Source organism: Burkholderia mycopellens (genome assembly GCF_964265025.1).
Taxonomy (GTDB): domain Bacteria; phylum Pseudomonadota; class Gammaproteobacteria; order Burkholderiales; family Burkholderiaceae; genus Burkholderia.
Genome location: NZ_OZ183802.1, coordinates 2,051,237 through 2,072,710, shown reverse-complemented (window position 1 = coordinate 2,072,710; position 21,474 = coordinate 2,051,237). Strand labels below are relative to the sequence as shown.

Annotated in this window: 19 protein-coding genes; 8 read left to right on the top strand and 11 right to left on the bottom strand. The window is 70.3% G+C overall.

All coding sequences use genetic code 11. From position 1 onward, the window contains the following. The first annotated feature begins 81 nt into the window (after positions 1 to 81). Genes cobG through cobJ form a run of 4 tightly spaced genes read left to right on the top strand, consistent with a single transcriptional unit; the run spans position 82 to position 4,520 of the window. A complete protein-coding gene (cobG, locus tag ACPTTC_RS09540; RefSeq protein WP_423393345.1) occupies positions 82 to 1,446 on the top strand; it encodes a precorrin-3B synthase in 1,365 nt (454 codons plus the stop codon). Beyond that, complete coding sequence (locus tag ACPTTC_RS09535; protein ID WP_423392303.1) at positions 1,439 to 2,065, top strand: precorrin-8X methylmutase; 627 nt, start codon at positions 1,439 to 1,441, stop codon at positions 2,063 to 2,065. Before cobG ends, ACPTTC_RS09535 begins: the two co-directional genes overlap by 8 nt. Then, entirely contained in the window at positions 2,062 to 2,796 is a 735-nt protein-coding gene (locus ACPTTC_RS09530) for a precorrin-2 C(20)-methyltransferase (RefSeq protein ID WP_423392302.1), read from the top strand. The genes ACPTTC_RS09535 and ACPTTC_RS09530 overlap by 4 nt, the downstream gene beginning before the upstream one ends. Beyond that, a complete protein-coding gene (gene cobJ, locus ACPTTC_RS09525; RefSeq protein WP_423392301.1) occupies positions 2,793 to 4,520 on the top strand; it encodes a precorrin-3B C(17)-methyltransferase in 1,728 nt (575 codons plus the stop codon). Before ACPTTC_RS09530 ends, cobJ begins: the two co-directional genes overlap by 4 nt. Positions 4,521 to 4,526: 6 nt before the next feature. On the opposite strand, the gene ACPTTC_RS09520 is transcribed toward cobJ, so the two are convergent. After that, positions 4,527 to 5,735 (bottom strand): MFS transporter, encoded by a 1,209-nt coding sequence (locus tag ACPTTC_RS09520; RefSeq protein WP_423392300.1) that lies wholly within the window; start codon positions 5,733 to 5,735, stop codon positions 4,527 to 4,529. Positions 5,736 to 5,829: 94 nt separating this feature from the next. Between ACPTTC_RS09520 and ACPTTC_RS09515 the strand changes: the two genes are divergently transcribed. Both ACPTTC_RS09515 and ACPTTC_RS09510 read left to right on the top strand, forming a co-directional pair. After that, positions 5,830 to 6,732 carry a LysR substrate-binding domain-containing protein gene (locus ACPTTC_RS09515; protein ID WP_423392299.1) on the top strand — a complete coding sequence of 301 codons (903 nt, stop codon included), beginning with the start codon at positions 5,830 to 5,832 and terminating at the stop codon, positions 6,730 to 6,732. A 250-nt stretch (positions 6,733 to 6,982) separates the two neighbouring features. Continuing rightward, positions 6,983 to 8,338 (top strand): chitinase, encoded by a 1,356-nt coding sequence (locus ACPTTC_RS09510; protein WP_423392298.1) that lies wholly within the window; start codon positions 6,983 to 6,985, stop codon positions 8,336 to 8,338. A 113-nt stretch (positions 8,339 to 8,451) separates the two neighbouring features. Here ACPTTC_RS09510 and ACPTTC_RS09505 read toward each other — a convergent pair whose 3' ends face one another. The 4 genes from ACPTTC_RS09505 to ACPTTC_RS09490 form a co-directional block, all read right to left on the bottom strand. Continuing rightward, positions 8,452 to 9,195 carry an IclR family transcriptional regulator gene (locus ACPTTC_RS09505; RefSeq protein WP_175955348.1) on the bottom strand — a complete coding sequence of 248 codons (744 nt, stop codon included), beginning with the start codon at positions 9,193 to 9,195 and terminating at the stop codon, positions 8,452 to 8,454. A 60-nt stretch (positions 9,196 to 9,255) separates the two neighbouring features. Continuing rightward, positions 9,256 to 10,422: an acyl-CoA dehydrogenase family protein gene (locus tag ACPTTC_RS09500; protein WP_423392297.1), complete on the bottom strand. Its 1,167-nt coding sequence runs from the start codon at positions 10,420 to 10,422 to the stop codon at positions 9,256 to 9,258. A 142-nt stretch (positions 10,423 to 10,564) separates the two neighbouring features. Further along, positions 10,565 to 11,866 carry a CitMHS family transporter gene (locus ACPTTC_RS09495; RefSeq protein WP_423392296.1) on the bottom strand — a complete coding sequence of 434 codons (1,302 nt, stop codon included), beginning with the start codon at positions 11,864 to 11,866 and terminating at the stop codon, positions 10,565 to 10,567. A gap of 124 nt (positions 11,867 to 11,990) precedes the next feature. Further along, the gene (locus ACPTTC_RS09490) at positions 11,991 to 13,157 is read right to left on the bottom strand and encodes a CaiB/BaiF CoA transferase family protein (RefSeq protein WP_423392295.1); all 1,167 of its coding nucleotides are present in this window, start codon (positions 13,155 to 13,157) and stop codon (positions 11,991 to 11,993) included. A 276-nt stretch (positions 13,158 to 13,433) separates the two neighbouring features. Here ACPTTC_RS09490 and ACPTTC_RS09485 point away from each other — a divergent pair, with 276 nt between their 5' ends. Together ACPTTC_RS09485 and ACPTTC_RS09480 are read left to right on the top strand one after the other, a co-directional pair. Further along, positions 13,434 to 13,691: a hypothetical protein gene (locus tag ACPTTC_RS09485; RefSeq protein ID WP_423392294.1), complete on the top strand. Its 258-nt coding sequence runs from the start codon at positions 13,434 to 13,436 to the stop codon at positions 13,689 to 13,691. A gap of 151 nt (positions 13,692 to 13,842) precedes the next feature. Beyond that, the gene (locus ACPTTC_RS09480; RefSeq protein WP_175955358.1) at positions 13,843 to 14,265 is read left to right on the top strand and encodes an NUDIX hydrolase; all 423 of its coding nucleotides are present in this window, start codon (positions 13,843 to 13,845) and stop codon (positions 14,263 to 14,265) included. Between the two features lie 21 nt (positions 14,266 to 14,286). On the opposite strand, the gene ACPTTC_RS09475 is transcribed toward ACPTTC_RS09480, so the two are convergent. From ACPTTC_RS09475 to cobN, 6 genes are all read right to left on the bottom strand, one after another. Next, positions 14,287 to 14,613 carry a low molecular weight protein tyrosine phosphatase family protein gene (locus ACPTTC_RS09475; protein WP_423392293.1) on the bottom strand — a complete coding sequence of 109 codons (327 nt, stop codon included), beginning with the start codon at positions 14,611 to 14,613 and terminating at the stop codon, positions 14,287 to 14,289. Between the two features lie 31 nt (positions 14,614 to 14,644). Further along, a complete protein-coding gene (locus ACPTTC_RS09470) occupies positions 14,645 to 15,217 on the bottom strand; it encodes a DUF1993 domain-containing protein (protein ID WP_423392292.1) in 573 nt (190 codons plus the stop codon). Positions 15,218 to 15,383: 166 nt separating this feature from the next. Further along, the gene (locus tag ACPTTC_RS09465) at positions 15,384 to 15,836 is read right to left on the bottom strand and encodes a YaiI/YqxD family protein (RefSeq protein WP_423392291.1); all 453 of its coding nucleotides are present in this window, start codon (positions 15,834 to 15,836) and stop codon (positions 15,384 to 15,386) included. Between the two features lie 90 nt (positions 15,837 to 15,926). Further along, the gene (locus ACPTTC_RS09460; RefSeq protein ID WP_423393344.1) at positions 15,927 to 16,535 is read right to left on the bottom strand and encodes a vWA domain-containing protein; all 609 of its coding nucleotides are present in this window, start codon (positions 16,533 to 16,535) and stop codon (positions 15,927 to 15,929) included. A 68-nt stretch (positions 16,536 to 16,603) separates the two neighbouring features. Next, a complete protein-coding gene (locus ACPTTC_RS09455; protein WP_423392290.1) occupies positions 16,604 to 17,680 on the bottom strand; it encodes an ATP-binding protein in 1,077 nt (358 codons plus the stop codon). Then, positions 17,677 to 21,474 carry a cobaltochelatase subunit CobN gene (gene cobN, locus ACPTTC_RS09450; protein ID WP_423392289.1) on the bottom strand — a complete coding sequence of 1,266 codons (3,798 nt, stop codon included), beginning with the start codon at positions 21,472 to 21,474 and terminating at the stop codon, positions 17,677 to 17,679. The genes ACPTTC_RS09455 and cobN overlap by 4 nt, the downstream gene beginning before the upstream one ends.

The following is a 21,474-nucleotide window of genomic DNA, read 5'->3' as shown; positions in this document are numbered from 1 at the left end:
ACCGATGCGTTGGCCGCGGCGCGACACTGTCCCGCTACCCCGTTGAGTTCCGCCCCCGTTTCGATTCCTGCGTCGCCCGTCGTGCGCCCGTCGGCCTGCCCGGGGCTCGTGCGCGTGGTCGCGGCCGCCGACGGCGGGCTGTGCCGGATCAAGCTGCCGGGCGGGCGGCTCGACGCGCACCAGGCGCGTGCGATCGCCGCCGCCGCGCGTGCCTGCGGCTCCGGCGCGATCGACGCGACCAATCGCGCGAATCTTCAGCTGCGCGGCATTCGCGACGGCGCGGCCGACGCGCTGACGCGCGCGTTGCTCGATGCGGGCCTCGGCCCGCGCGTCGACACAACCTCGAATGCCGCCGCCGATGCGGCCGCGCTCGCCGCGAGCGACGACGTCCGCAACGTGATGCTCAGCCCGCTCGCCGGCCACGACCCGGCCGCGCTCGTCGACAGCCGCGCGCTCGTCGCGCCGCTCTTCGACCTGCTGGCGCGCGAGCCTCGCCGCGGCGAGCTGTCGCCGAAATTCTCGATCCAGCTCGACGGCGGCGAATCGGTTGCGGCGCTCGATCATCCGCACGATATCTGGCTGGCCGCCTGGCGTCGCGGCGACGGCGCGGTGCGCGTCGCTGCCGGGCTGGCCGGCTGCCCTCCGGTCGCGCACGACGACCCACCCGCTTCAGTCGACGTCGCTCCCGATCAAACCGCTGCACTGGTTCGCGCGCTGCTGCTTGCATTCCTCGATCTCGCGCCCGCGGACGTCTCGCGGATGCGCGCGCTGCTCGCAACAGGCAGCGAACGCGCGTTGCTCGAACGCGCGCAGCACTATTTGCCCTTCCCGCTCGCGGCCGATCCGGCGCTCGCAGGCTGGCGCCGCACGCATGCCGATCCGACGCTGCGTTTCGGCGTGCGTTCGTCTCTCGACGAGGCGCGCTGCAACGTCGGCGCGCAATTCGTGCTCGGCCGGCTCGATGCCGCACAACTGGAGCGGCTCGCCGCGCTGGCCGAAGCCGACGGCGACGGCACGCTGTCGATGACGCCGTGGCAAGGCGTGTTTCTCCACGGCGTGCCGAACCAACGCGCTGCGGCCACGCTCGATGCGCTCGCGTCGCTCGGCCTCGTCTGCGCGTCGTCCGACCCCCTCGCGTCGCTCGTCGCATGCACCGGCAGCGCGGGCTGCGCAAAGGCGCGCGCCGACACCAAACACGACGCACTCGCGCTCGCCACGCGCATCGGCCATGCGCTCGACGTGCACCTGACCGGCTGCGAGCGCCACTGCGCGTTGCCGCATCCCGCGACGCACACGCTCGTCGCGGTTGCGCCCGCACACTACGACCTTTACCGGCGCGACGCTGCTGCGGGCCTCGGCGCCCCGCTCGCGCGCCATCTGACGATTGACCAGGCCGCGGTCCGATTGACGGGCGCGCGGCACAGCCAGGACACCACCGATGCTTGACTACATTCGCGACGGGCAGGAAATCTACCGCCAGTCGTTCGCGACGATCCGCGCCGAGGCCGACCTGTCGCAGGTTCCGCCCGACCTCGAGAAACTCGCGGTGCGCGTGATCCATGCATGCGGGATGGTCGACGTCGTCTACGACCTGCGCTTCTCGGCCGGTGCCGGCACGGCGGGCCGCACGGCGCTGGCAGCCGGCGCGCCGATCCTGTGCGATGCGAGGATGGTCGCCGAAGGCATCACGCGCGCGCGGCTGCCGGCCGACAATCGCGTGATCTGCACGCTCGGCGAGCCCGAGGTGCCCGATCTCGCACGCCATCTCGGCAACACGCGATCGGCCGCCGCGCTCGAACTGTGGCGTCCGTATCTCGCGGGCAGCGTCGTCGTGATCGGTAATGCACCGACCGCGCTGTTCCACCTGCTCGACATGATCGACGCCGGCGCGCCGCGTCCCGCGCTGATCCTCGGTTTCCCGGTCGGCTTCATCGGCGCGGCCGAATCGAAGGCGCTGCTCGATGCCGACAGCCGCGGCGTGCCGTACGTCACGCTGCTCGGCCGGCGCGGCGGCAGCGCGATGGCGGCTGCGGCGGTCAATGCGCTCGCGACGGAGGTCGAATGACGACCGCGCGCGGACGCCTGTTCGGGGTCGGCGTCGGCCCCGGCGATCCTGAACTGATGACGATCAAGGCGCTGCGCGTGCTGCAGGCCGCGCCCGTGGTCGCGTATTTCGTCGCGAAGGGCAAGAAGGGCAATGCGTACGGCATCGTCGAAGCGCACCTGCAGGACGGGCAAACGCAACTGCCGCTGGTCTATCCGGTGACGACCGAGGCGCTGCCGCCGCCGCTGTGCTACGAGACGGTGATCGCCGACTTCTACGATACGGCCGCCGAGATCGTTGCCGCGCACCTCGATGCGGGCCGCGACGTCGCGGTGATCTGCGAAGGCGACCCGTTCTTCTACGGCTCGTACATGTACCTGCACGACCGCCTCGCACCGCGCTACGACACCGAGGTGATCCCCGGCGTATGCGCGATGCTCGGCGGCACGGCCGTGCTCGGCCAGCCGCTCGTGTATCGCAACCAGAGCCTGTCGGTGCTGTCGGGCGTGCTGCCCGAGCACGAGCTGCGCGAGCGGCTCGCCCAGGCGGACGCGGCCGTCGTGATGAAGCTCGGCCGCAATTTCGACAAGGTGCGGCGCGTGCTCGACGAGCTGGGGCTCGCGAAGCGCGCGCTGTATGTCGAGCGCGCGACGATGGCGAGCCAGCGCATCGTGCCGCTCGACGAAGTCGATCCGATGGCGTCGCCGTATTTCTCGCTGCTCGTCGTGCCGGGGGAAAAATGGCAAGGATGACGACCCCGCCCGCGATCGTGATTCTCGGCGCGGGCGCGCTCGATACCGCGCGGCGGATCCAGGCGCGCTATCCGGGCGCCCTCGTGCATGGCCTCGCGTCGCGCGTCGCGGCGGACGTGCCGTTCGACGATCTCGGCGTGCACCTGCGCGAACTCTATGCGCGCGGGCTGCCGATCGTCGCGCTGTGCGCGGCCGGCATCGTGATCCGCTGCCTCGCCCCCGCGCTTGCCGACAAAGGCATCGAACCGCCCGTGCTCGCGGTGGCGGAAGACGGGTCGGCGGTCGTGCCGCTGCTCGGCGGGCTGACGGGCGTCAACGTGGTCGCGCGGGAAATCGCCGCATGCGTCGGCGTTGCGCCTGCAATCACGACGAGCGGCGAATTGCGCTTCGGCGCGTGCGTGCTCAATCCGCCGGAAGGCTATGCGCTCGCCGATCTCGCCCAGGGAAAGCGCTTCGTGTCCGATCTGCTCGCGGGCGCGTCGACGCGCATCGACGGCGCGGCGCCGTGGCTCGACGATGTCGCGCTGCCGCGCGACGATGCAGCCGCGCATGCGATCCGCGTGACCCCCGAGGCATGGCGCGGCACGCGCGACGAACTCGTGATTCATCCGCGCAGCGTGGTGGTGGGCGTCGATGCGCAGGCGATCCACGGCGATGAAGCGCTCGCTGCGCGCATCGACGCCGCGCTCGATGCGCACGGTCTCGCACGGCTCGCGCTCGCGGCCATCGTGGCGCCCGCGTCGGTAATCGGCGACGCGGTGCTGGAGGACGCGGCGCGAACGCTCGACGTGCCGCTACGTTTCGTCGATGTCGATGTCGATTCCGAAGGCAACGACGAGGCAATCGCCGATGCCGCCGCCCTGCTTGGCCGCGCGTTGCGCGTCGCACACACGCTGCGCGCCACGGCGAACGGTATCGCGTGCGCGGTCGCGTCGCATCCGGTCGATCCCGCCACGCTCGGCCGTGCGCGCGGCCGCCTGACGGTGCTCGGCCTCGGCCCGGGCGGCGCAGCGTGGCTCACGCCGGCCGCACGCGCCGCGCTCGCGCAAGCGTCCGACATCCTCGGCTACACGACCTACGTGAACATGGCGGGCCCGTTCCGCGCCGACCAGCGCGTGCATGGCACCGACAATCGCGAAGAGATGCAGCGCGCGCGCCACGCATTCGAACTCGCGGCCGAAGGCCGGCGCGTCGCAGTCGTGTCATCGGGCGACCCGGGCGTGTTCGCGATGGCCGCGGCCGTGCTCGAAGCGCTCGACGAAGCGCGCGATCCGCGCTGGGCCGCGGTCGACCTGCGCGTGGAGCCGGGCATCTCGGCATCGCTCGCGACGGCCGCGCAGGCCGGCGCGCCGCTCGGTCACGACTTCTGTGCAATCTCGCTGTCGGACAACCTGAAGCCGTGGGACGTGATCGAGACGCGCCTGCGGCGTGCGGCGCAGGCCGATCTGGTGATGGCGTTCTACAACCCGATCTCGCGGGCGCGGCCGTGGCAGCTCGATCGTGCGCTCGATGTCGTGCGCGCGCACCGCGCGGCCGAGACGGTGGTCGTGCTCGGCCGCGACATCGGCCGGCCGGGCGCGACGCTCACGACGACGACGCTCGGTGCGCTGCGCAGCGACCAGGTCGACATGCGCACGATGGTGATCGTCGGCTCGTCGACGACGCGGCGTTTCGCGATCGGCAACGCACGGGAGTGGGTCTACACGCCGCGCTGGTATCGCTGAACGCGGCTAGCGTGTGAACCCGGCGCCGCGCACGTCGGCATGCGCGGCGCCGGCCGCGCCGCCGGTTCGCCAGAACCGGTACACGAGCACGCCGACGACGGCCTGCGCCGCGACCACGAACGCGACGCAGCCGGCCCATCCCCACCGATGCCAGCCGGGCACCGGCAGGATCGAGCCGAGGCTGCCGCCGAAGTAATAGCAGGACAGGTAGATGCCGATTGCCGTCGAGCGTGCGCTCGACGCCGCCTGCGAGATGAACGCGTTGGCCGACGCCTGTTCGACGAACACGGCGGTCGAACTGAGCGCGAGGCCGGCGAGGATCACCGGCACGCTGTCGGACAGCGTGAGCAATGCGCCGCCGATTGCGAGCGCGGCCGCGGCAAGCCCCGGTGCACGCGGGCCGCGATGCCGCGCGAGGCGCCCGGCCAGCGGCGTCACGACCACCGCCACCAGAAACACCGCATAGATCGCGCCGATCCCGACCGTGCCGAAGCCGAACGGCGCACGGGCCAGGCGCAGGCCGACGAACGTGAACGTCGCGACCTGCGACGCAAGCACGCATGCGCCGATCGCGAACGACGCGAGCAGCGGGCTGCGCGTGACGATGCGCCAGGACGGCCCCGCGCCGCTATCCGCCTCGCGGCCGGCGCGCCGCGCGCTTGCACCGGATGCCGGCAGGCTCGCATAGATCGCGACACCCGTGACGAGACACAGCGCCGCGACGACGTCGAGCGCATGCCGCCAGCCCCACATCGACGTCATCAGGTTGGTCGCGAAGCGGCCGGCGAAACCGCCGAGCGTCGTGCCTGCGACGAACAGCGCGCTGATCTCGGCCGACGTGCCGCGATCGAAGCGTTCGGCGATATAGGCGATCGACAGCGCGAAGACGAACGGCATGACGAGACCGGCGGCAAAGCGCGCGCCGAGAAACGACGCGAAACCGCCCGCATGCGCGGACCACACGACCGGCAGCGCGACGGCCGCCGCCGCCAGCGAAATCGCGACGCGCCGCTCGATGCGTGCAGCCAGCACGCCGACGAACGGCGCGATAATGGCGACGGCCGTCGTGGTGGCGCTCACGCCCTGCCCCGCGCGCTCCGCGCTGACGCCGAAGGTGGCTGCGAGTTCGTGCAGGATGCCCTGCGTCGAATACAGATTGAGAAACGCGGCGAAGCCGCAGAGAAAGAACGCGATGCGCGTGGTCCTGTCGTTCATCGGAGCTGCCCGGTCGTCGATGCCGACAGTCTGACGAGCGCGCCGTGTGCACGCCAATACCGTTTTCATCGCGATTGATACCGGAACGACAACAATGCTCGACCTGCGCCGCCTCCGCTATTTCGTGGTCGTCGCCGACGAACTGCACTTCGGCCGCGCGGCGTTGCGCCTGCGGGTCGCGCAACCGCCGCTGACGCGCCATATCGCCGCGCTGGAAAGCGAACTCGGCGTCCGGCTGTTCGAACGTTCGACGCGCGCGGTGCGGCTGACGCCGGAAGGCACCGCGTTTCTCGACCATGCGCGCAACGTCGTGAGCGCGGCCGCCGAGGCAGAAGCGAGCGCGCGCAAGATCGCGCAAGGCATCGCCGGGCGGATCGTGATCGGCTATGCGAGCTCGATCCCGATGTCCGACACATTCCCGGACGTCATCCGCGTCGCGAGCCGGACGATGCCCGACGTCGAGCTCACGTTCCGCGAGGCGGCGACCGCCAGCCAGCGCCAGCAGATCGCGGACGGCACGATGGACATCGGCTTCGGCTGGGCGTGGAACGGTGCGCCCGGCGCGCCGGTGGCGTCGCTCGTCGTGTCGCGCGAGCCGCTCGTCGCGGCCGTGCCGGCCGGCGATCCGCTCGCGGGCCGTGCGAGCGTCGACGTCGCGGAACTTGCGAACGCAACCTTCGTCACGTTTCCGCCCGGTTTCGGCTCGGCATTGGCCGCTGCCCTGGACGACGTGTGCGCGCAAGCCGGATTCGCACCGCGGATCGGCGCGACCGCGGCCCAGATCACGACGCTCGTGTCGCTGGTGGCCGCCGAGCGCGGCATCGCGATCGTGCCGGGATTCACGGCGACGCTGCGGCGTCCGGGCGTCGTCTACGTGCCGCTTGCCGGCACGCGCGCGGTCGAACAGATCGTGTCGTGGAACGAGCCGTTCGCGTCGGCGTGCGTCGAGCGCTTCGTCGCGCTGGCGCGCTCGCTTGCGCAGCCGGCATCGGCCTGATGCACGGCGAGCGAGGCGCGTCGGGGTTCGCGCGATCGATCGGGAAAATCGCCCGCATCACGCGTGCCGCAACTGTGCGGAATCGGCAAGATCGTTACGTATCGGGAATCAAATAACGAAAAGAACTCCTGACTATTCACTATTCGATGCGAATCCTCCAAGATGGGCACGCCGCCGGCCGGGCATGCCTGGTCGCACGACCGGCGGCGATACGCGGGCCAGCGTATCCCTCTTCCACTTGGAGAACACAATGAACAACAATGTGTTGCCGCGTTTCATCCCGCGCGCCTTTGCCGCGGGTTGTCTGCTCGCCGTGGCGAGCGTGTCCCAGGGCGCCGGCGTCTATGCGCCCTATGTCGACGTGACGCTCTACCCGACGCCGCTCGTCGACCAGATCGGCGTCCGGCAAGGCATCCAGCAGTTCACGCTCGCGTTCGTGGTCGCGGGCAACGGTTGCGTGCCGTCGTGGGGCGGCGTGCAGCCGATCGGCAACGGCGCGAGCGGCGGCCTGCTGACCGCGCTGTCGACGTCGATCGTGAGCTATCGCGCGAAAGGCGGCGAAGTCGCCGTGTCGTTCGGCGGCGCGAACGGCACGCCGCTGATGCAGGCGTGCTCGACCGTCCCCGCGCTGGCGAGCGCCTACCAGACCGTGATCGACACGTACGGCCTCACGCACATCGACTTCGACATCGAGGGCGTGTCGCAGACGGACACGGCCGCGGTCGCGCGCAACTTCCAGGCGGTCGCGCAGCTGCAGGCGAGCTATGCGGCGAAAGGCAAGCCGCTGCACGTCACGCTCACGCTGCCGACGATGCCGACCGGGCTCACGCAGGACGGCCTGAACGTCGTCAATGCGGCGATCTCGAACAAGACCGCGTTCGATGCGGTGAACGTGATGGCGATGGACTACGGCCCGGCCAACATCGACATGGGCGCGGCCGCGATCAGTGCCGCGCAGGCGCTCTACTCGCAGCTCGATACGGCCTTCAAGTCGGCCGGCCAGCCGAAGACCGATGCGCAGCTCTGGCAGATGGTCGGCGTCACGCCGATGATCGGCGTGAACGACGTGCAAGGCGAAACCTTCACGCTCGCGAATGCGCAAAGCGTGCTGAACGCGGCGGTCAGCAACGGTTACGGCTTCTTCGGCAACTGGTCGATTGGCCGCGACCAGGCCTGCCCGTCCGGCGGCACCTCTGCGTCGCCGACCTGCTCGGGCGTCGCGCAGCAGCCGTACGCGTTCGCGACCATCTTCAAGCAGCTCGGCGGCAAGTGGGGTGCGGGCGTCACGCAGGACCCGAACTACGGCGGCGGCTCGGACGGCGGCACGCCGCAGCCGGGCGCGCCCTGGGTGGCCGGCCAGGTCTATACGGCCGGCGCGACGGTCACCTACCAGGGCACGACGTATCAGGCGCAATGGTGGACGCAGGGCGACGTGCCCGGCCAGGCCGCGGTGTGGAAGCCGGTCGGCGGCGGCACGCCCACGTGGTCTGCCACCACCGCGTATTCAGGCGGCACCTGCGTGATGTACCAGGGCGCGAAATACTGCGCGAAGTGGTGGACGCAAGGCGACAACCCGAGTGCGGGCGGTGTGTGGGTGAAGTCGTGATGCGGCGTAGCGGCCGTCGCTAGGCACCAGGCTTGCGCATCAGGGGCCGTTCACGGCGATCGATACTGGATCGCCGGCGGACGGCCCACTGGCCGGCACTACCCGGCTCGCTTTCAGCCGCGCGCGTGCTCCGCCAGCAGCCTGGCCTTCGCGTCGACGAGCAGCGCCGCATGCGTATCGCGATGCTGGCGAATCCGCTCGGTCGGCCCGACCACCGACAGCCCGTACCAGTCGCCGTCGAGCGTCAGCGCAACCGCGATCGCCGACAGTTCGGGCGCGCTCTCGCCTATGTTCTCGGCCCAGCCGAGTTCGCGAAACCGGGCGGTTTGCGCGACGAGCGCGGGCAGGTCCGCCACTGTCGTGTCGGTGAAACGTTCGAACGGCAACTGCGCGCCGAGCGCCTGCTGCGCGTCGCCGTCCAGTTCCGCGAAAATCGCCTTGCCGATCGAGTTCGCATGCAGCGGGCGCAGCTCGCCCGGCGCGCGCGTATAGCGGATCGCCTGCTCCGATTCGACGACGTCGAGATAGGTGACGGATACGCCCTGGATCTTGCCGAGCACGGCCGTCTCGCGGCTCGCGTCGCGCAGCGCGACGAGATGCGGATGGACGATGTCGACGACCGGATCGGTCGCGTCGATCGCGGCGGCGATCGTCTGCAGGCGGCGCGTCGGGTAGTAGCCGCCGCGCTTGCGCACTTCGTACAGGTAGCCGCGGCTCACGAGCGTGCGCGCCATCGCGAGGCAGCTCGACGCCGGCACATTGAGCAGGCGCGCGAGTTCGGTGAGCGGCAGCGGCCGCCGTTCGGCGGCGAACAGCTCGAACAGGTCGAGCGTGCGGGCAACGAGTTTGACGTCCATGACGAGCGCTTGAATCGGAACGGGAGATCGCGCACCGGGCCGGCCGCCGGGACGGTACGGTCAGTACGACTTCGGCAGCCCGAGCACCTTCTCCGCGATGTAGCACAGGATCAGTTGCGGACTCACGGGCGCGAGCCTCGGAATCATACACTCGCGCAGGTAGCGCTCGACATGGTATTCCTTCGCGTAGCCCATCCCGCCGTGCGTCGCGACCGCCGTCTGGCACGCCTGGAACGCGGCTTCCGCGCCGAGGTATTTCGCGGCGTTGGCCTCCGCGCCGCACGGCTGCCCCGCGTCGTAGCGCGTCGCGGCCTTCATCACCATCAGCCACGCGGCCTCGAGCTGCATCCACGCCTGCGCGAGCGGATGCTGGATCGACTGGTTCTGCCCGATCGGCCGGCCGAACACGACACGTTCGCACGCGTACTGCGTCGCGCGGCGCAGCGCGGCCTGCCCGAGCCCGATCGCCTCCGCGGCGATCAGGATCCGTTCGGGATTCAGCCCGTGCAACAGGTAGCGGAAGCCGTCGCCTTCGTTGCCGATCAGGTCGCCTTCCGGTACGCGCAGGTTGTCGATGAACAGCAGGTTCGAATCGACCGCCTTGCGGCCCATCTTCTCGATCTCGCGCACCTCGACGCACGAGCGGTCGAGATCGGTATAGAACAGGCTCAGCCCGTCGGTCGGCTTCGCGACCTGGTCGAGCGGCGTGGTGCGCGCGATGATCAGCATCTTGTTGGCCACCTGCGCGGTCGAGATCCAGATCTTGCGCCCGCTCAGCACGTAGTGGTCGCCGTCCCGGCTGGCCTGCGTGGTCAGGTGCGTGGTGTCGAGGCCCGCATCGGGTTCGGTCACCGCGAAGCACGCCTTGTCGCGCCCGGCGATCAGCGGCGGCAGGAAGCGCGCCTTCTGCGCGTCGTTGCCGAACACCTGCACCGGGTTCAGCCCGAAGATGTTCATGTGGACGGCCGACGCGCCGGACAGGCCGGCGCCCGATGCGCTGATCGTGCGCATCATCAGCGCGGCCTCGGTCATCCCGAGCCCGGCGCCGCCATGGGCGGGGTCCATCGCGATGCCGAGCCAGCCGGCCTCGGCGAGCGCCGCGTGGAAATCGGCCGGGAACCCGCCCGCGCGATCGCGCTCGAGCCAGTAGTCGTCGCCGAAGCGCGCGCAGATTTTCTCGATCGCGCTTTCGATCGCGCGCTGGTCATCGGTCAGGTCGAACTGCATGGAATGCACTCCCGGAAAAAGGCGAGCGGTCGCGCCGCTCTCAAGAAAACGCCATGCGGCACCGAGGTTTCCACGCCGAAGGATGTCCCCGTGCGGGATGGCCCGCTCGGCGCGTCGGCACGAAGCGGCCGGTCTCGGGCGCTCACAACGGAAACACGCCCACGATCACCGCGGCGAACACCATCAGCACGGTGGCGGCGAACAGGAACGGAATCGTGAATTTCTGGTGCTCGGCCAGCTCGACGCCGGTCAGGCCGACGATCAGGAACGTCGCGGGCGTGAGCGGGCTCACCGGGAAGCCCGTCGTCATCTGGCCGAGCAGCGCGGCCTGCGCCATCTGGATCGGCGGCACGCCGAGCAGCTTCGCGCTTTCCGCGAGCACCGGCAGCACGCCGAAATAGAACGAATCGGGGTCGAACAGCAGGCTGAGCGGCATCGACAGCAACCCGAGCACGAACGGCATGTGACGCGCATGCTCGACCGGCACGTGTGCGACGACCACGTCCGCCATCGCCTTCAGCATCCCGGTGCCGGACATGATGCCGGTGAACGCGCCGGCCGCGAGCAGCACGCTCGCCATCATCAGCGCGGCCTTCGCATGCGCGTCGATCCGCTCGCGCTGGGCCTGCACGTCCGGGTAGTTGATCACGAGCGCGGCGACCGTGCCGAGCATGAACATCACCATCGGGTCGACGATGCCCGACACGAGCGTGACGAGCACGACGAGCGTCAGCAAGAGATTGATCCGGAAGCGCTCGGGCCGGCGCAACGCGCGTTCGGCGTCGGTCAGCGCGCGCGGCGCAATCGCGAGCGATGCCGCGCCGGCACGATCGAGACCGAGCCGCTTCGCCTCGCGCACGCCGAGCACGTAGGCGGTGCCGAACACGAACACGAGCCCGACGATCTGCACCGGAATCATCGGCATGAAGATCGCGGAACCGGGAATGTGCAGCGCCGCCGACGCGCGCAGCATCGGCCCGACCCACGGCAGGAAATTGACGCCGGCCGCCATCGACGCCACGCACGCGAGGATGCGGCGATCCATCCCGAGCCGCGTATAGAGCGGCATCATCGCCGGCAGCGTGACGAGAAACGTGACGGCGCCCGAGCCGTCGAGATGGATCAGCAGCGCGAGCAGCGCCGAGCCCATCACGATGCGCGGCGGATGGCAGCCGATCACGCGCAGCACGCCCGCGATGATCGGGTCGAGCATCCCCGCATCGGTGAGGATCCCGAAAAAAAGAATCGCAAAAACGAACATCCCTGCGATCGGGCCGATGTTCTGTACGCCGTGCACGATGAACTTGCCGGTCGCGAGCCCGAAACCGGCCGCGAGCGACGCGGCCACCGGCACGACGATCAGCGCGACGAGCGGCGACAGCCGTTTCGTGATGATCAGGCCGAACAGCGCGATGATGGCGATCGCGCCGATCCATGCAAGCATGATGCGTCTCCTCTTCAGCCGGCGTGCCTGTGTCGCGCCCGGCAGGGGGGTCGAAGGGGCGTGCGGCATACGTGGCCGTGCGGCGCCGTCCGGCGCGCGGCACGGCCGGCGGCCGCGAAGCCGGTCAATCCCGGTGTGCGGCGCGATCGCGGTCGTCAGCGTCGGCGAACACCTGCGCCGCGTGTTCGTTCAGCGCGGGCGGCGGCCGCCGGTACGTGGCCGGCGTGCGACCGAGCTTGATCGGCGACGCGATGCCGCGATGCCGGCCCAGCTCGACCTTCATCTCCCGATGCGCGACATGCGGATGATCGAGCGCCGCATCGAGCCCGAGCACCGGCGCGCACGGCACGCCGCGGCGCATCAGTTGCTCGGCGAGCGCCGCGCCGTCGTGTCCGGCGAGCGCCGTTTCGAGCAGCGCACGCAGGGCGGCGCGATTCGCGCTGCGCGCGCGGTTGTCCGTGAAGCGCGGATCGTCGAGCCAGTCGCGCGTGCCGAGCACGTCGCACAGCCCCGCGAACTGCCCGTTGTTGCCGACCGCCAGAAAGATGTCGACGGTGGCCGTTGGAAAGCTGTCGTACGGCGTGATGTTCGGATGCGCGTTGCCGGTGCGCACGGGTGCCTTCCCCGAATGGAAGAAGTTCGGCGTATGGGGATGCAGGATCGACAGCGCGCAGTCGAACAGCGTCGATTCGACGAACTGGCCGCGGCCGCTCGCGTCGCGCTCGCGCAGCGCCATCAGCACGCCGAGCGCGGCGTTTAGCCCGGTGACGAGATCGACGATCGGCACGCCGACCCGCAGCGGCGCGCCGCCCGCTTCGCCATTGACGCTCATCAGCCCCGCGAGCGCCTGCACGGCCGCGTCGTAGCCGGGCAGCCCGCCGAGCGGGCCGTCCGCGCCGAAGCCCGACACGCGGCAATAAACGAGGCGCGGAAACCGCGCATGCAGCGCGTCGAAGCCGAGCCCCCAGCGCTCCATCGTGCCGATCTTGAAGTTCTCGACGATGGCGTCCGCCTGTTCGAGCAGGCCGAGCAGCCGCTCGCGGTCGTCCGGTTGCGTCAGGTCGAGCGCGATGCCGAGCTTGTTGCGGTTCACGCCGAGGAAGTACGACGCGGTATCGCCGTCGAACGGCGGGCCCCACGTGCGCGTTTCGTCGCCGGACGGCGGTTCGACCTTGATCACTTCCGCGCCGTGGTCGGCCAGGATCTGCGTTGCATACGGGCCGCCCAGCACCCGCGACAGATCGATGATGCGCAATCCCGCCAGCGCGCCCTGCTGCTCGTGTTCCGCCATGCGTCCCGCTCCTGGTTCCGGTTGATCGGACGGCCGGTTCCGGTTGCCACGCACCTGCGGCGCAGCTTCCCGGATTCGACGAATAATTCTTGTGTGTGAATTTATATTCACACCCGGGAATTATGTTGTCAACCCCGGCGGCACCCTGAGGCCGGCCTGACGGCGCCGCCGTGCGCAAGTGGGGCCGACACCGAACACGACGCGGTTGCGATGGCGCCCCGCCATTCGCTAAGCTGGCGGGCCATCTTCATCTCGAAAAAACAAGGCGGACTATTCATGAAACGGATGCTGCTCGCGGCCTTCGTGCTGGCGTCGACGCTGGGCGTCGGCCACGCGCAAACCCAGACGTTCCATTTCGGCGAAGGACAGACCCAGATGCCGGGGGGCGCGCCGCAGGCGGCCTCATCGACCGCGCGGCCCGCGCCCGCGCGCCGGCACGTCACGCCGCCGTCCCACCATCGGCGTGCCGTTCACAAGCGCCGCCAGCCGCGCCACGCGAAGCCGGCGCGCAGCGGAATCTATACGCACGCGTGACCCGTTTTCCGTTCCGCGAAGCCGTGCACGGAACTGTCATGAACGGCCGCTAAGATCGGTGCGGGCGCCTGTACGCCGTCGCGGCCTGCTGCCGGGGCAGCGAGCCGCCGACGCGCATTTTCTCCACGATTCAGCACCTGCTTTACCGAATATGAGTACCGGGCTGGACACTCTCGCCGTCATCAAGGAACGCGCCACGATCGTGTGCCGTCAGCGCAGCAGCGTGCTGCTGGTCGCCCGCGCCGCGTCGCGCTGGTCGCTGCCGGGCGGCACGATCCGGCGTGGCGAGACGCCGCTCGATGCTGCGCTGCGGGAACTCGCGGAGGAAACGCGGCTGGAGGGGCTTGCGCTCGACTACGCGGTGCAGTTCGGCGGGCTGACCAAGCTCCATCATGTGTTCGTGGCCGACGTGCCGGCGCACCTGACGCCGCGCGCGAGCAACGAGATCGCCCGCTGCAAGTGGTTTACCGTCGACCGGCTCGACACGCTTCATGCGAGCGTGCCGACGCGCAAGATCATCGAGCTGCTGCGGCTCGAGTGTTTCTCGGCGAGCGCGAACGGCCGGCCGCGCTGACGCCGATATCACCCGCGCCGGTCACTTGCGCAGGAACGGGCCGGCCTTGCGCTTGAGCAGCGTGACGAGTTCGGGCTGCATGCAGGTGTAACGGTCGGGAATGTCGAGGCACACGATCTTCTTGTGCCGCAGATACGGGCCGAATTGCGCGGCCAGCCGCGCCTGGTGGGCACGCTCCATCACGAACACGACATCGGCCCAGTCGAGCTGCTCGGCGGACAGGCGCGTATCCGCATCGGGCGCGAGGCCCGCCGAGTCGGTTTCGACGTCCGGCCAGGCGGCGAATACCGCTTCGGCGGTCGGGCTGCGCAGCCGGTTGCGGCTGCAGATGAAGAGCGCCCGCATCATGTCGCTTCGCGATTACCCGACACCGCCCTGCTCATCCTTGCGCAATCGCGCCCGGCCGGATGTACGCGAGCATGTGCGGCACGTAGTCGGCCTTGCCGAGTTCGACGCCATGGTGGCGCAGGATCGCGTACGCGGCGATCGCGTGGAAGTAGAACTGCGGCAGCGCCCAGTCGCGCGCGTACTGTTCGCCCGTCATGTCGAACGCGATCCCGTTTGGCATCTCGAGCGCGATCGGCAGCGCGGCGCCGCCGTCGAGCGCATCCGGCGCGAGTTCGCCGAGAAAGGCGAGCGTGCCGGCGATGATCGCCTGCGCGTCGGCAAGCGAGCCGGGTTGCGCATCCGCATTCCATCCCGCCTCGCGCAATGCCAGCAGCGCAGCCGGCACCGGTTCGCCACGCAGCCGGTGGACGGGCTCCATCGCCTGGAAACACGAGAAGCGCACCTGTGCCGCGAGCGGATACATGTCGGGCGCCAGCTTCAGCGACATCGCCGCGTCGGGCGCGTCGCCCGCGGCCTGCCGGTGCGCGGCAGCCTTGTCGAGCCACGCGGTCTGCGCGCGCAGCATCTGGGTGAAGGTCGGAACGAGAAGTTGGGTCGGTGTCACGCGTGCGCTCCTGTGTTGTGGTTTGCGCCACGATAGCAGCGTCGGCACGAACCTGCATCCTGGCCTGGGCGATGAGCGCGATGCGGATCGGGTGATGTGGCGCGTGACACGGGTGAGTGCACCCCGACGCGGGACGATGACGGCGCGCGGCCGCATCCACGCAACCTCAAGGCTTGCCGTGTCGCGCCAGGAACCGGTCGAGCTGCGATGCAAACGCCTTGCCGTCGCGCGCGCTGAACGGCGCCGGCCCGCCCGTGTCGATGCCCGCGCTGCGCAGCTGATCCATCATCGCGCGCGTCGACAGGCGTTCCTCGATGTTCTCGCGGCTGAACCAGTTGCCGCGCGGGTCGAGCGCATGCGCGCTCTTGTCGAGCACGGCGGCGGCCAGCGGGATGTCGGCGGTAATCACGAGGTCGCCCGCTTCCACCAGCTCGACGATGCGCGCATCGGCCACGTCGAAGCCGGCCGGCACCTGCACCGACTTGATGAACGGCGACGGCGGTGTGCGCAGAAACTGGTTCGCGACCAGCGTCACGCTGATTTCGGCACGACGCGCGGCGCGAAACAGCATGTCCTTGATGACGGCGGGACACGCGTCGGCATCGACCAGTACTTGCATGGCGGGTTTTCCAATGGGGAGAAGCAGAAGCGGCGATCATATCGCACCGCCGGCCGCGGCCTTGCGCCGCACTCGACCCGATCGGCCCGATCAGCCTGCGAGCTCCGTGCACAGCGCATCGGCCATCACCCACTGCGCGCCCCACGCAGCGGCGAGCCGTGCGCCCTGCCCGATCCGCACGGCCGCGTCGTCGAAGTCGACGAACACGACGTGATCGGCCGCCGCGGGTTTCGCGGGCATCTCGCGCGTGCGTCCGTCGGACAGCACCCACAGCCAGCGCTGCTTGCCGGGCTCGCGCCGCGCCGCGCGCGCGAGCAATTGCGCGGCGGCCGCGATGCCGTCCGCGAGCGGCGTGCCGCCGCCGCCTTCGACGGGTTCGAGCCAGCGTGCATTCCACCAGCGCGGGACGGCCGGGCCAAAGCGTCGCGCGGCGCCGTTGCCGCCAAAGCAGATCAGCGCGGTTTCGACCCGGTCGCGCGCGGCCTGGTCGAAATACGCGACGATCAGCCCCTTCGCCAACGCGAGCCGCTCGTGCGACAGCATCGACGCCGAACAGTCGAGCACGAAGCAATGCAGTGCGTGCGGCGGGCCGGCGCGTTTCCGGAAGCGCAGATGATCGCGATGCAGCGGGCCGCCGCGTTTCGCGGCCAGTGTCGCCGGCCACGCCACGGCCGTGCCGGCGCGCGCCGTGCCCGGCACGCGCACGGCTGCGCCTGATGGCCATCGAGGACCGCGAACGAGGTTCGCGGCGGCGCCGGCTCGATGGCTCAGCGTTTTTTTAGCGGCAGCGGCACGACGCCTTTGACGTTGCGCAGCCCGGCCGCTTCGGGCGGCAGGTAGCCCCAGTCGCCCTGCGACGGCGTGGCATCGTCCTTCGCCGCACCCGATGGATCGCCGGGGCGCTCGCGCGCATCGGGCGCACCGTGACCGTCACGTTCGCCGCCCGGTTGCGGCGCGCCGGACGAGGGTGGCATGCCCGCGTGGCGCCGGTGCCGCAGCACCGCGTCGGCCACCCGCTCCACATGCGACACCGTCACCGCGCCGGCCTGCTCCAGCGCGGCGAGCGCGCGCGCCGCGCGCAGCATCACGAGATCGGCGCGCAGCCCGTCGACGGCCGCGTCGATACACAGCGCGCTGACGCGCGCATGGACTGCATCGTCGAAATCGAGCGCCACCAGCCGTGCGCGCGCCGCGTGAATCCGGTCGCCGAGCTCACGTTGCGCGGATGCATGGCGCGCGCGAAACGCATCCGGATCGAGATCGAATGCAAGCCGTGCCTTCACGATCCGCTCGCGCTGTGCGGCGTCGAAGCAGTTCTCCAGCTCGACCATCAAACCGAAGCGGTCGAGCAGTTGCGGACGCAGCTCGCCCTCCTCCGGATTCATCGTCCCGACGAGCACGAAGCGCGCATCGTGCGCGTGCGACACGCCATCGCGCTCGACGATGTTCACGCCGCTCGCGGCGACGTCGAGCAGCGTGTCGACGAGCCCGTCGGCGAGCAGGTTCACTTCGTCGACGTACAGCACGCCGAGATGCGCCCTCGCGAGGAGTCCCGGCCGGAAGCGCACGCCGTTTTCGGCGAGCGCATGCGCGAGATCGAGCGTACCCGTCACCTGCTCGTCGCTCGCAGACAGCGGCAGCGTGACGAACTGCCCTTCGGGCAACAGCTCCGCGAGGCCGCGCGCCGCGGTCGATTTCGCGGTGCCGCGCGGCCCGCTCACGAGCACGCCGCCCAGCGACGGGTCGATCGCGGCCAGCAGCAGCGCCTGCTGCAGCGCATCCTGCGCGACCAGCGCCGCAAACGGAAAAACCGCGCGGGCGCGGTGCATCGTCGGATCGGTCATCGCCGTCCCCCTTCCTGGAATTGTTCGCTCGCGAGCCAGACCGCCTCGATCCGGTCGCGATAGTCGCCCGGCTGCTGCCACAGGCCGCGCTGCATCGCTTCGACGAAGCGTTCGCAGATGCCGTGCAGCGCCTTCGGGTTGTGCCGTTCGAGGAATGCGCGGGTAGCGTCGTCGAACAGGTACGCGTCGGCGACGAGCGCGTACTGGTGGTCGGACAGCACGCGCGCGGTCGCGTCATAGCCGTACAGGTAGTCGACGGTCGCCGCCATCTCGGCCGCGCCCTTGTAACCATGGCGCTTCACGCCGTCGAGCCATTTCGGGTTGACGACGCGCGAGCGGATCACGCGCGCGATTTCCTCGCGCAGCGTGCGCATCTTCGGCGCGACCGGGTTCGCGTGGTCGCCGTGGTAGATGCTCGGCTGCTGCCCGGACAGGTGCCGCACGGCCGCCGTCATCCCGCCCTGGAACTGGTAGTAGTCGTTCGAATCGAGGATGTCGTGCTCGCGGCTGTCCTGGTTCTGCACGACGACGTCGATCGTCGCGAGCCGCTCGCCGAACACGTCGGCCGCGGCGTCGCCCGCGCTGTTCTGCGCGTACGCATGGCCGCCCCACCGGCGGTAGGCGTCGGCGAGATCGGCGTCGGCCTGCCAGCGGCGCTGGTCGATCAGGTCCTGCAGGCCCGCGCCGTAGCTGCCCGGCCGCGCGCCGAACACGCGCCAGCCGGCACGGCGCCGCGCCTCGTCCGGTGCCACGCCCCGTGCGATCCACGTCTCGCGTTCACGCTCGATGCGCGCACGAATCGGGTTCAGGTCCTCGGGCTCGTCGAGCGCGGCCACGGCCTGCACGGCCGCGTCGAACAGGTGCATCAGGTTCGGGAACGCGTCGCGGAAGAAGCCCGACACGCGCAGCGTCACGTCGATGCGCGGCCGGTCGAAGATCTCGATCGGCAGGATCTCGAAGTCGGTCACGCGGTGGCTGCCGTGCGCCCATTTCGGCCGTACGCCGAGCAGCGCGAACGCCTGCGCGATGTCGTCGCCACCGGTGCGCATCGTCGCCGTGCCCCATACCGAGAGGCCGATTGCGCGCGGATAGTCGCCGTGATCCTGCAGATGACGCTCGATCAGTTGCTGCGCGGATTTCAGGCCGAGCGCCCACGCGGCCTGCGTCGGCACCGCGCGCGTGTCGACCGAGTAGAAGTTGCGGCCGGTCGGCAGCACGTCGGGGCGGCCGCGCGACGGCGAGCCGCTCGGCCCCGGCGGCACGAAGCGGCCGTCGAGCCCGCGCAGCAGCTGACGCATTTCCTCGCCGCCGCACGCGTCGAGCGCAGGCAGCAGCGTCGCGCGCACGCGTTCGAGCACGGCGAGCGTGTGCGGCCAGTCGCCGGGAGGCGTCGAATGGGTATCCGTATCTGCGCACAGCCCGTCCAGCCATTGCTGCGCGAGCTGTTCGAGCCGCTCCCGCGTATCGCCCGCATGGCGCCACGGAGATGCGTCGAGCGCCTGCAGGATCGCCGGGCGCGGGCCGGCCCACGGCGCGGCCCAGTCGGCCGCGAGCGGATCGAAATCGTCGCCGAGCGCGAGATCGCGCGCGAGCGCCCCGATCAGCCCTGCCCGCGCCCCCTTGCCGTCACCGACCGGAAAGCGTGCGAGCGCGAGCAGCGTGTCGCGCCGCTGGCGCGCGGCCGGCGATACGCCGAACACGTGCAGACCGTCGCGAATCTGCGCTTCCTTCAGCTCGCACAGCCACGCGTCGACGCGCGTGAGCAGCGCATCCTCGTCGCCCGTATCGCGCGGCGGCGACACGCTCAGTTCGTCATGCAAACGATGTTCGGCGATCGTCGCGAGGATCGTCTTGCGCAGCAGCTTCGCGCGCCGCGCATCGACCATCAGCGCTTCGTAGTATTCGTCGACCTGCCGTTCGAGATCCTGCAGCGGGCCGTAGTTTTCCGCGCGGGTGAGCGGCGGCATCAGGTGATCGACGATCACGGCCTGCGCGCGGCGCTTCGCCTGGCTGCCCTCGCCCGGATCGTTGACGATGAACGGGTACAGGTGCGGCAGCGGCCCGAGCGTCAGGTCGGGCCAGCACGCGTCGGACAGCGCGACGCTCTTGCCCGGCAGCCATTCGAGGTTGCCGTGCTTGCCGAGGTGGATGACCGCGTCGATGCGATACGCGTCGCGCAGCCAGAAATAGAACGCGAGATACGCGTGCGGCGGCACGAGATCCGCGTCGTGGTAGCTCGCGTAATCGTTCTCGCCGCGCGAGCGCGACGGCTGGATGCCGACGAACACGTTGCCCGCGCGCCAGCCGGCGATCGTGAAGCGCCCTTGCCGCAGCGTCGGGTCGGCTTCGGGCGGGCCCCAGCGTGCGTTCAGCGCGTCGCGCACGGCCGCCGGCAGCCGCGCGAAACGGGCGACGTAGTCGGCCAGCGGGAAGCTCTGGAATGCGGGGCGCAGCGCGTGCACGGCCGTGTCGTTGGTCACGCCTTCGGTGAGCCGTGCGATCAGCGCGTCGCCGTCGGGCGGCAGGTCGGCCACCGCATAGCCCGCATCGCGCAGCGCCGCGAGCACGCGCAGCGCGGACGCCGGCGTGTCGAGCCCGACGCCGTTGCCGATCCGCCCTTCGCTTTGCGGATAGTTCGCGAGAATCAGCGCGATACGCTTGTCGGCGTGGTCGAGCGTGCGCAGCCGGCACCAGCCGCGCGCGAGGGCCGCGACGAACGCGATCCGCTCGGCATCCGGCTGATAGCGCACGACGTCGACCTCGGTATGCGGGCAGCGGTACGCGAGCCCCTTGAAGCTCACCGCGCGCGTGACGATGCGCCCGTCGACCTCGGGCAGCGCGATGTGCATCGCGATGTCGCGCGCATGCAGGCCCTGGTTGTCGGCCACCCACGCGTCGCGATTGCCGCCGGACAGGATCACCTGCAGCACCGGCGCGTCGCCGGCGAGCACGTCCGGTTCGGCGGCATCGATCGCGCCGGCCGCGAACGCGGTCGTGTTCAGCACGAGCGCGACGTCGTGCGTGTCGCAGAGCTGCGTGATGACCTCGCGGCTCACCGCGTCCTTCAGCGACGTGACCGCGATCGGCAGCGGATTCAGCCCTGCGTCGACGAGCGCGTTGGCCAGCGCGTCGAACACGGCCGTGTTCGCGGCCTGCCAGTGCGCGCGATAGAACAGGATCGCGACGACGGGCGCGCCGGGCGTCCAGCGCGGCCGCCAGTCGTCGACGCTCGCGCGGTCGCGCGCCGGGTGGTACAGCGCGGCGGCCGGCAGCGGGCGCGGCAGCTCGGGCTCGTCGCCGAAGCCGAGCGTGTGGAATGCAATGCTGCGCAGCAGCGCCTCGGCGTTGTGCACGCCGCCTTCACGCAGGTAGCGCCACCACAGCCGGCACAGGTCGGGCGCGACGGTGCTTTTCGCGACGAGGTTCGGGTCCTCCTGCAGGTCGCCCGAGAACATCGCGAGCGGCAGATTGCGCTTCGACGCGAGCGACACGGCCTGCTCGATCCCGTACGGCCAATACGCCTCGCCGCCGAGATGATCGATCACGACCGACTTCGCATGCTGCAGCACGTCGTCGACGTAGAAGTCGACCGACGCCGGCTGCCGCAGGAACGTGACGTTCGCGAGCCGCACGCTCGGGAAGCCGGCCGGCAGATGCGGCACGACGCTCGCGAGCAGCGACAGCGTCGTGTCGGCCGAGCTCAGGATCACGATGTCGGCCGGCTGCTGGTCGATCCGGACGACGCCCTGCGTATCGTCGACGAAGCCGCCCGGCGTGGTGCGCAACAGATGCAT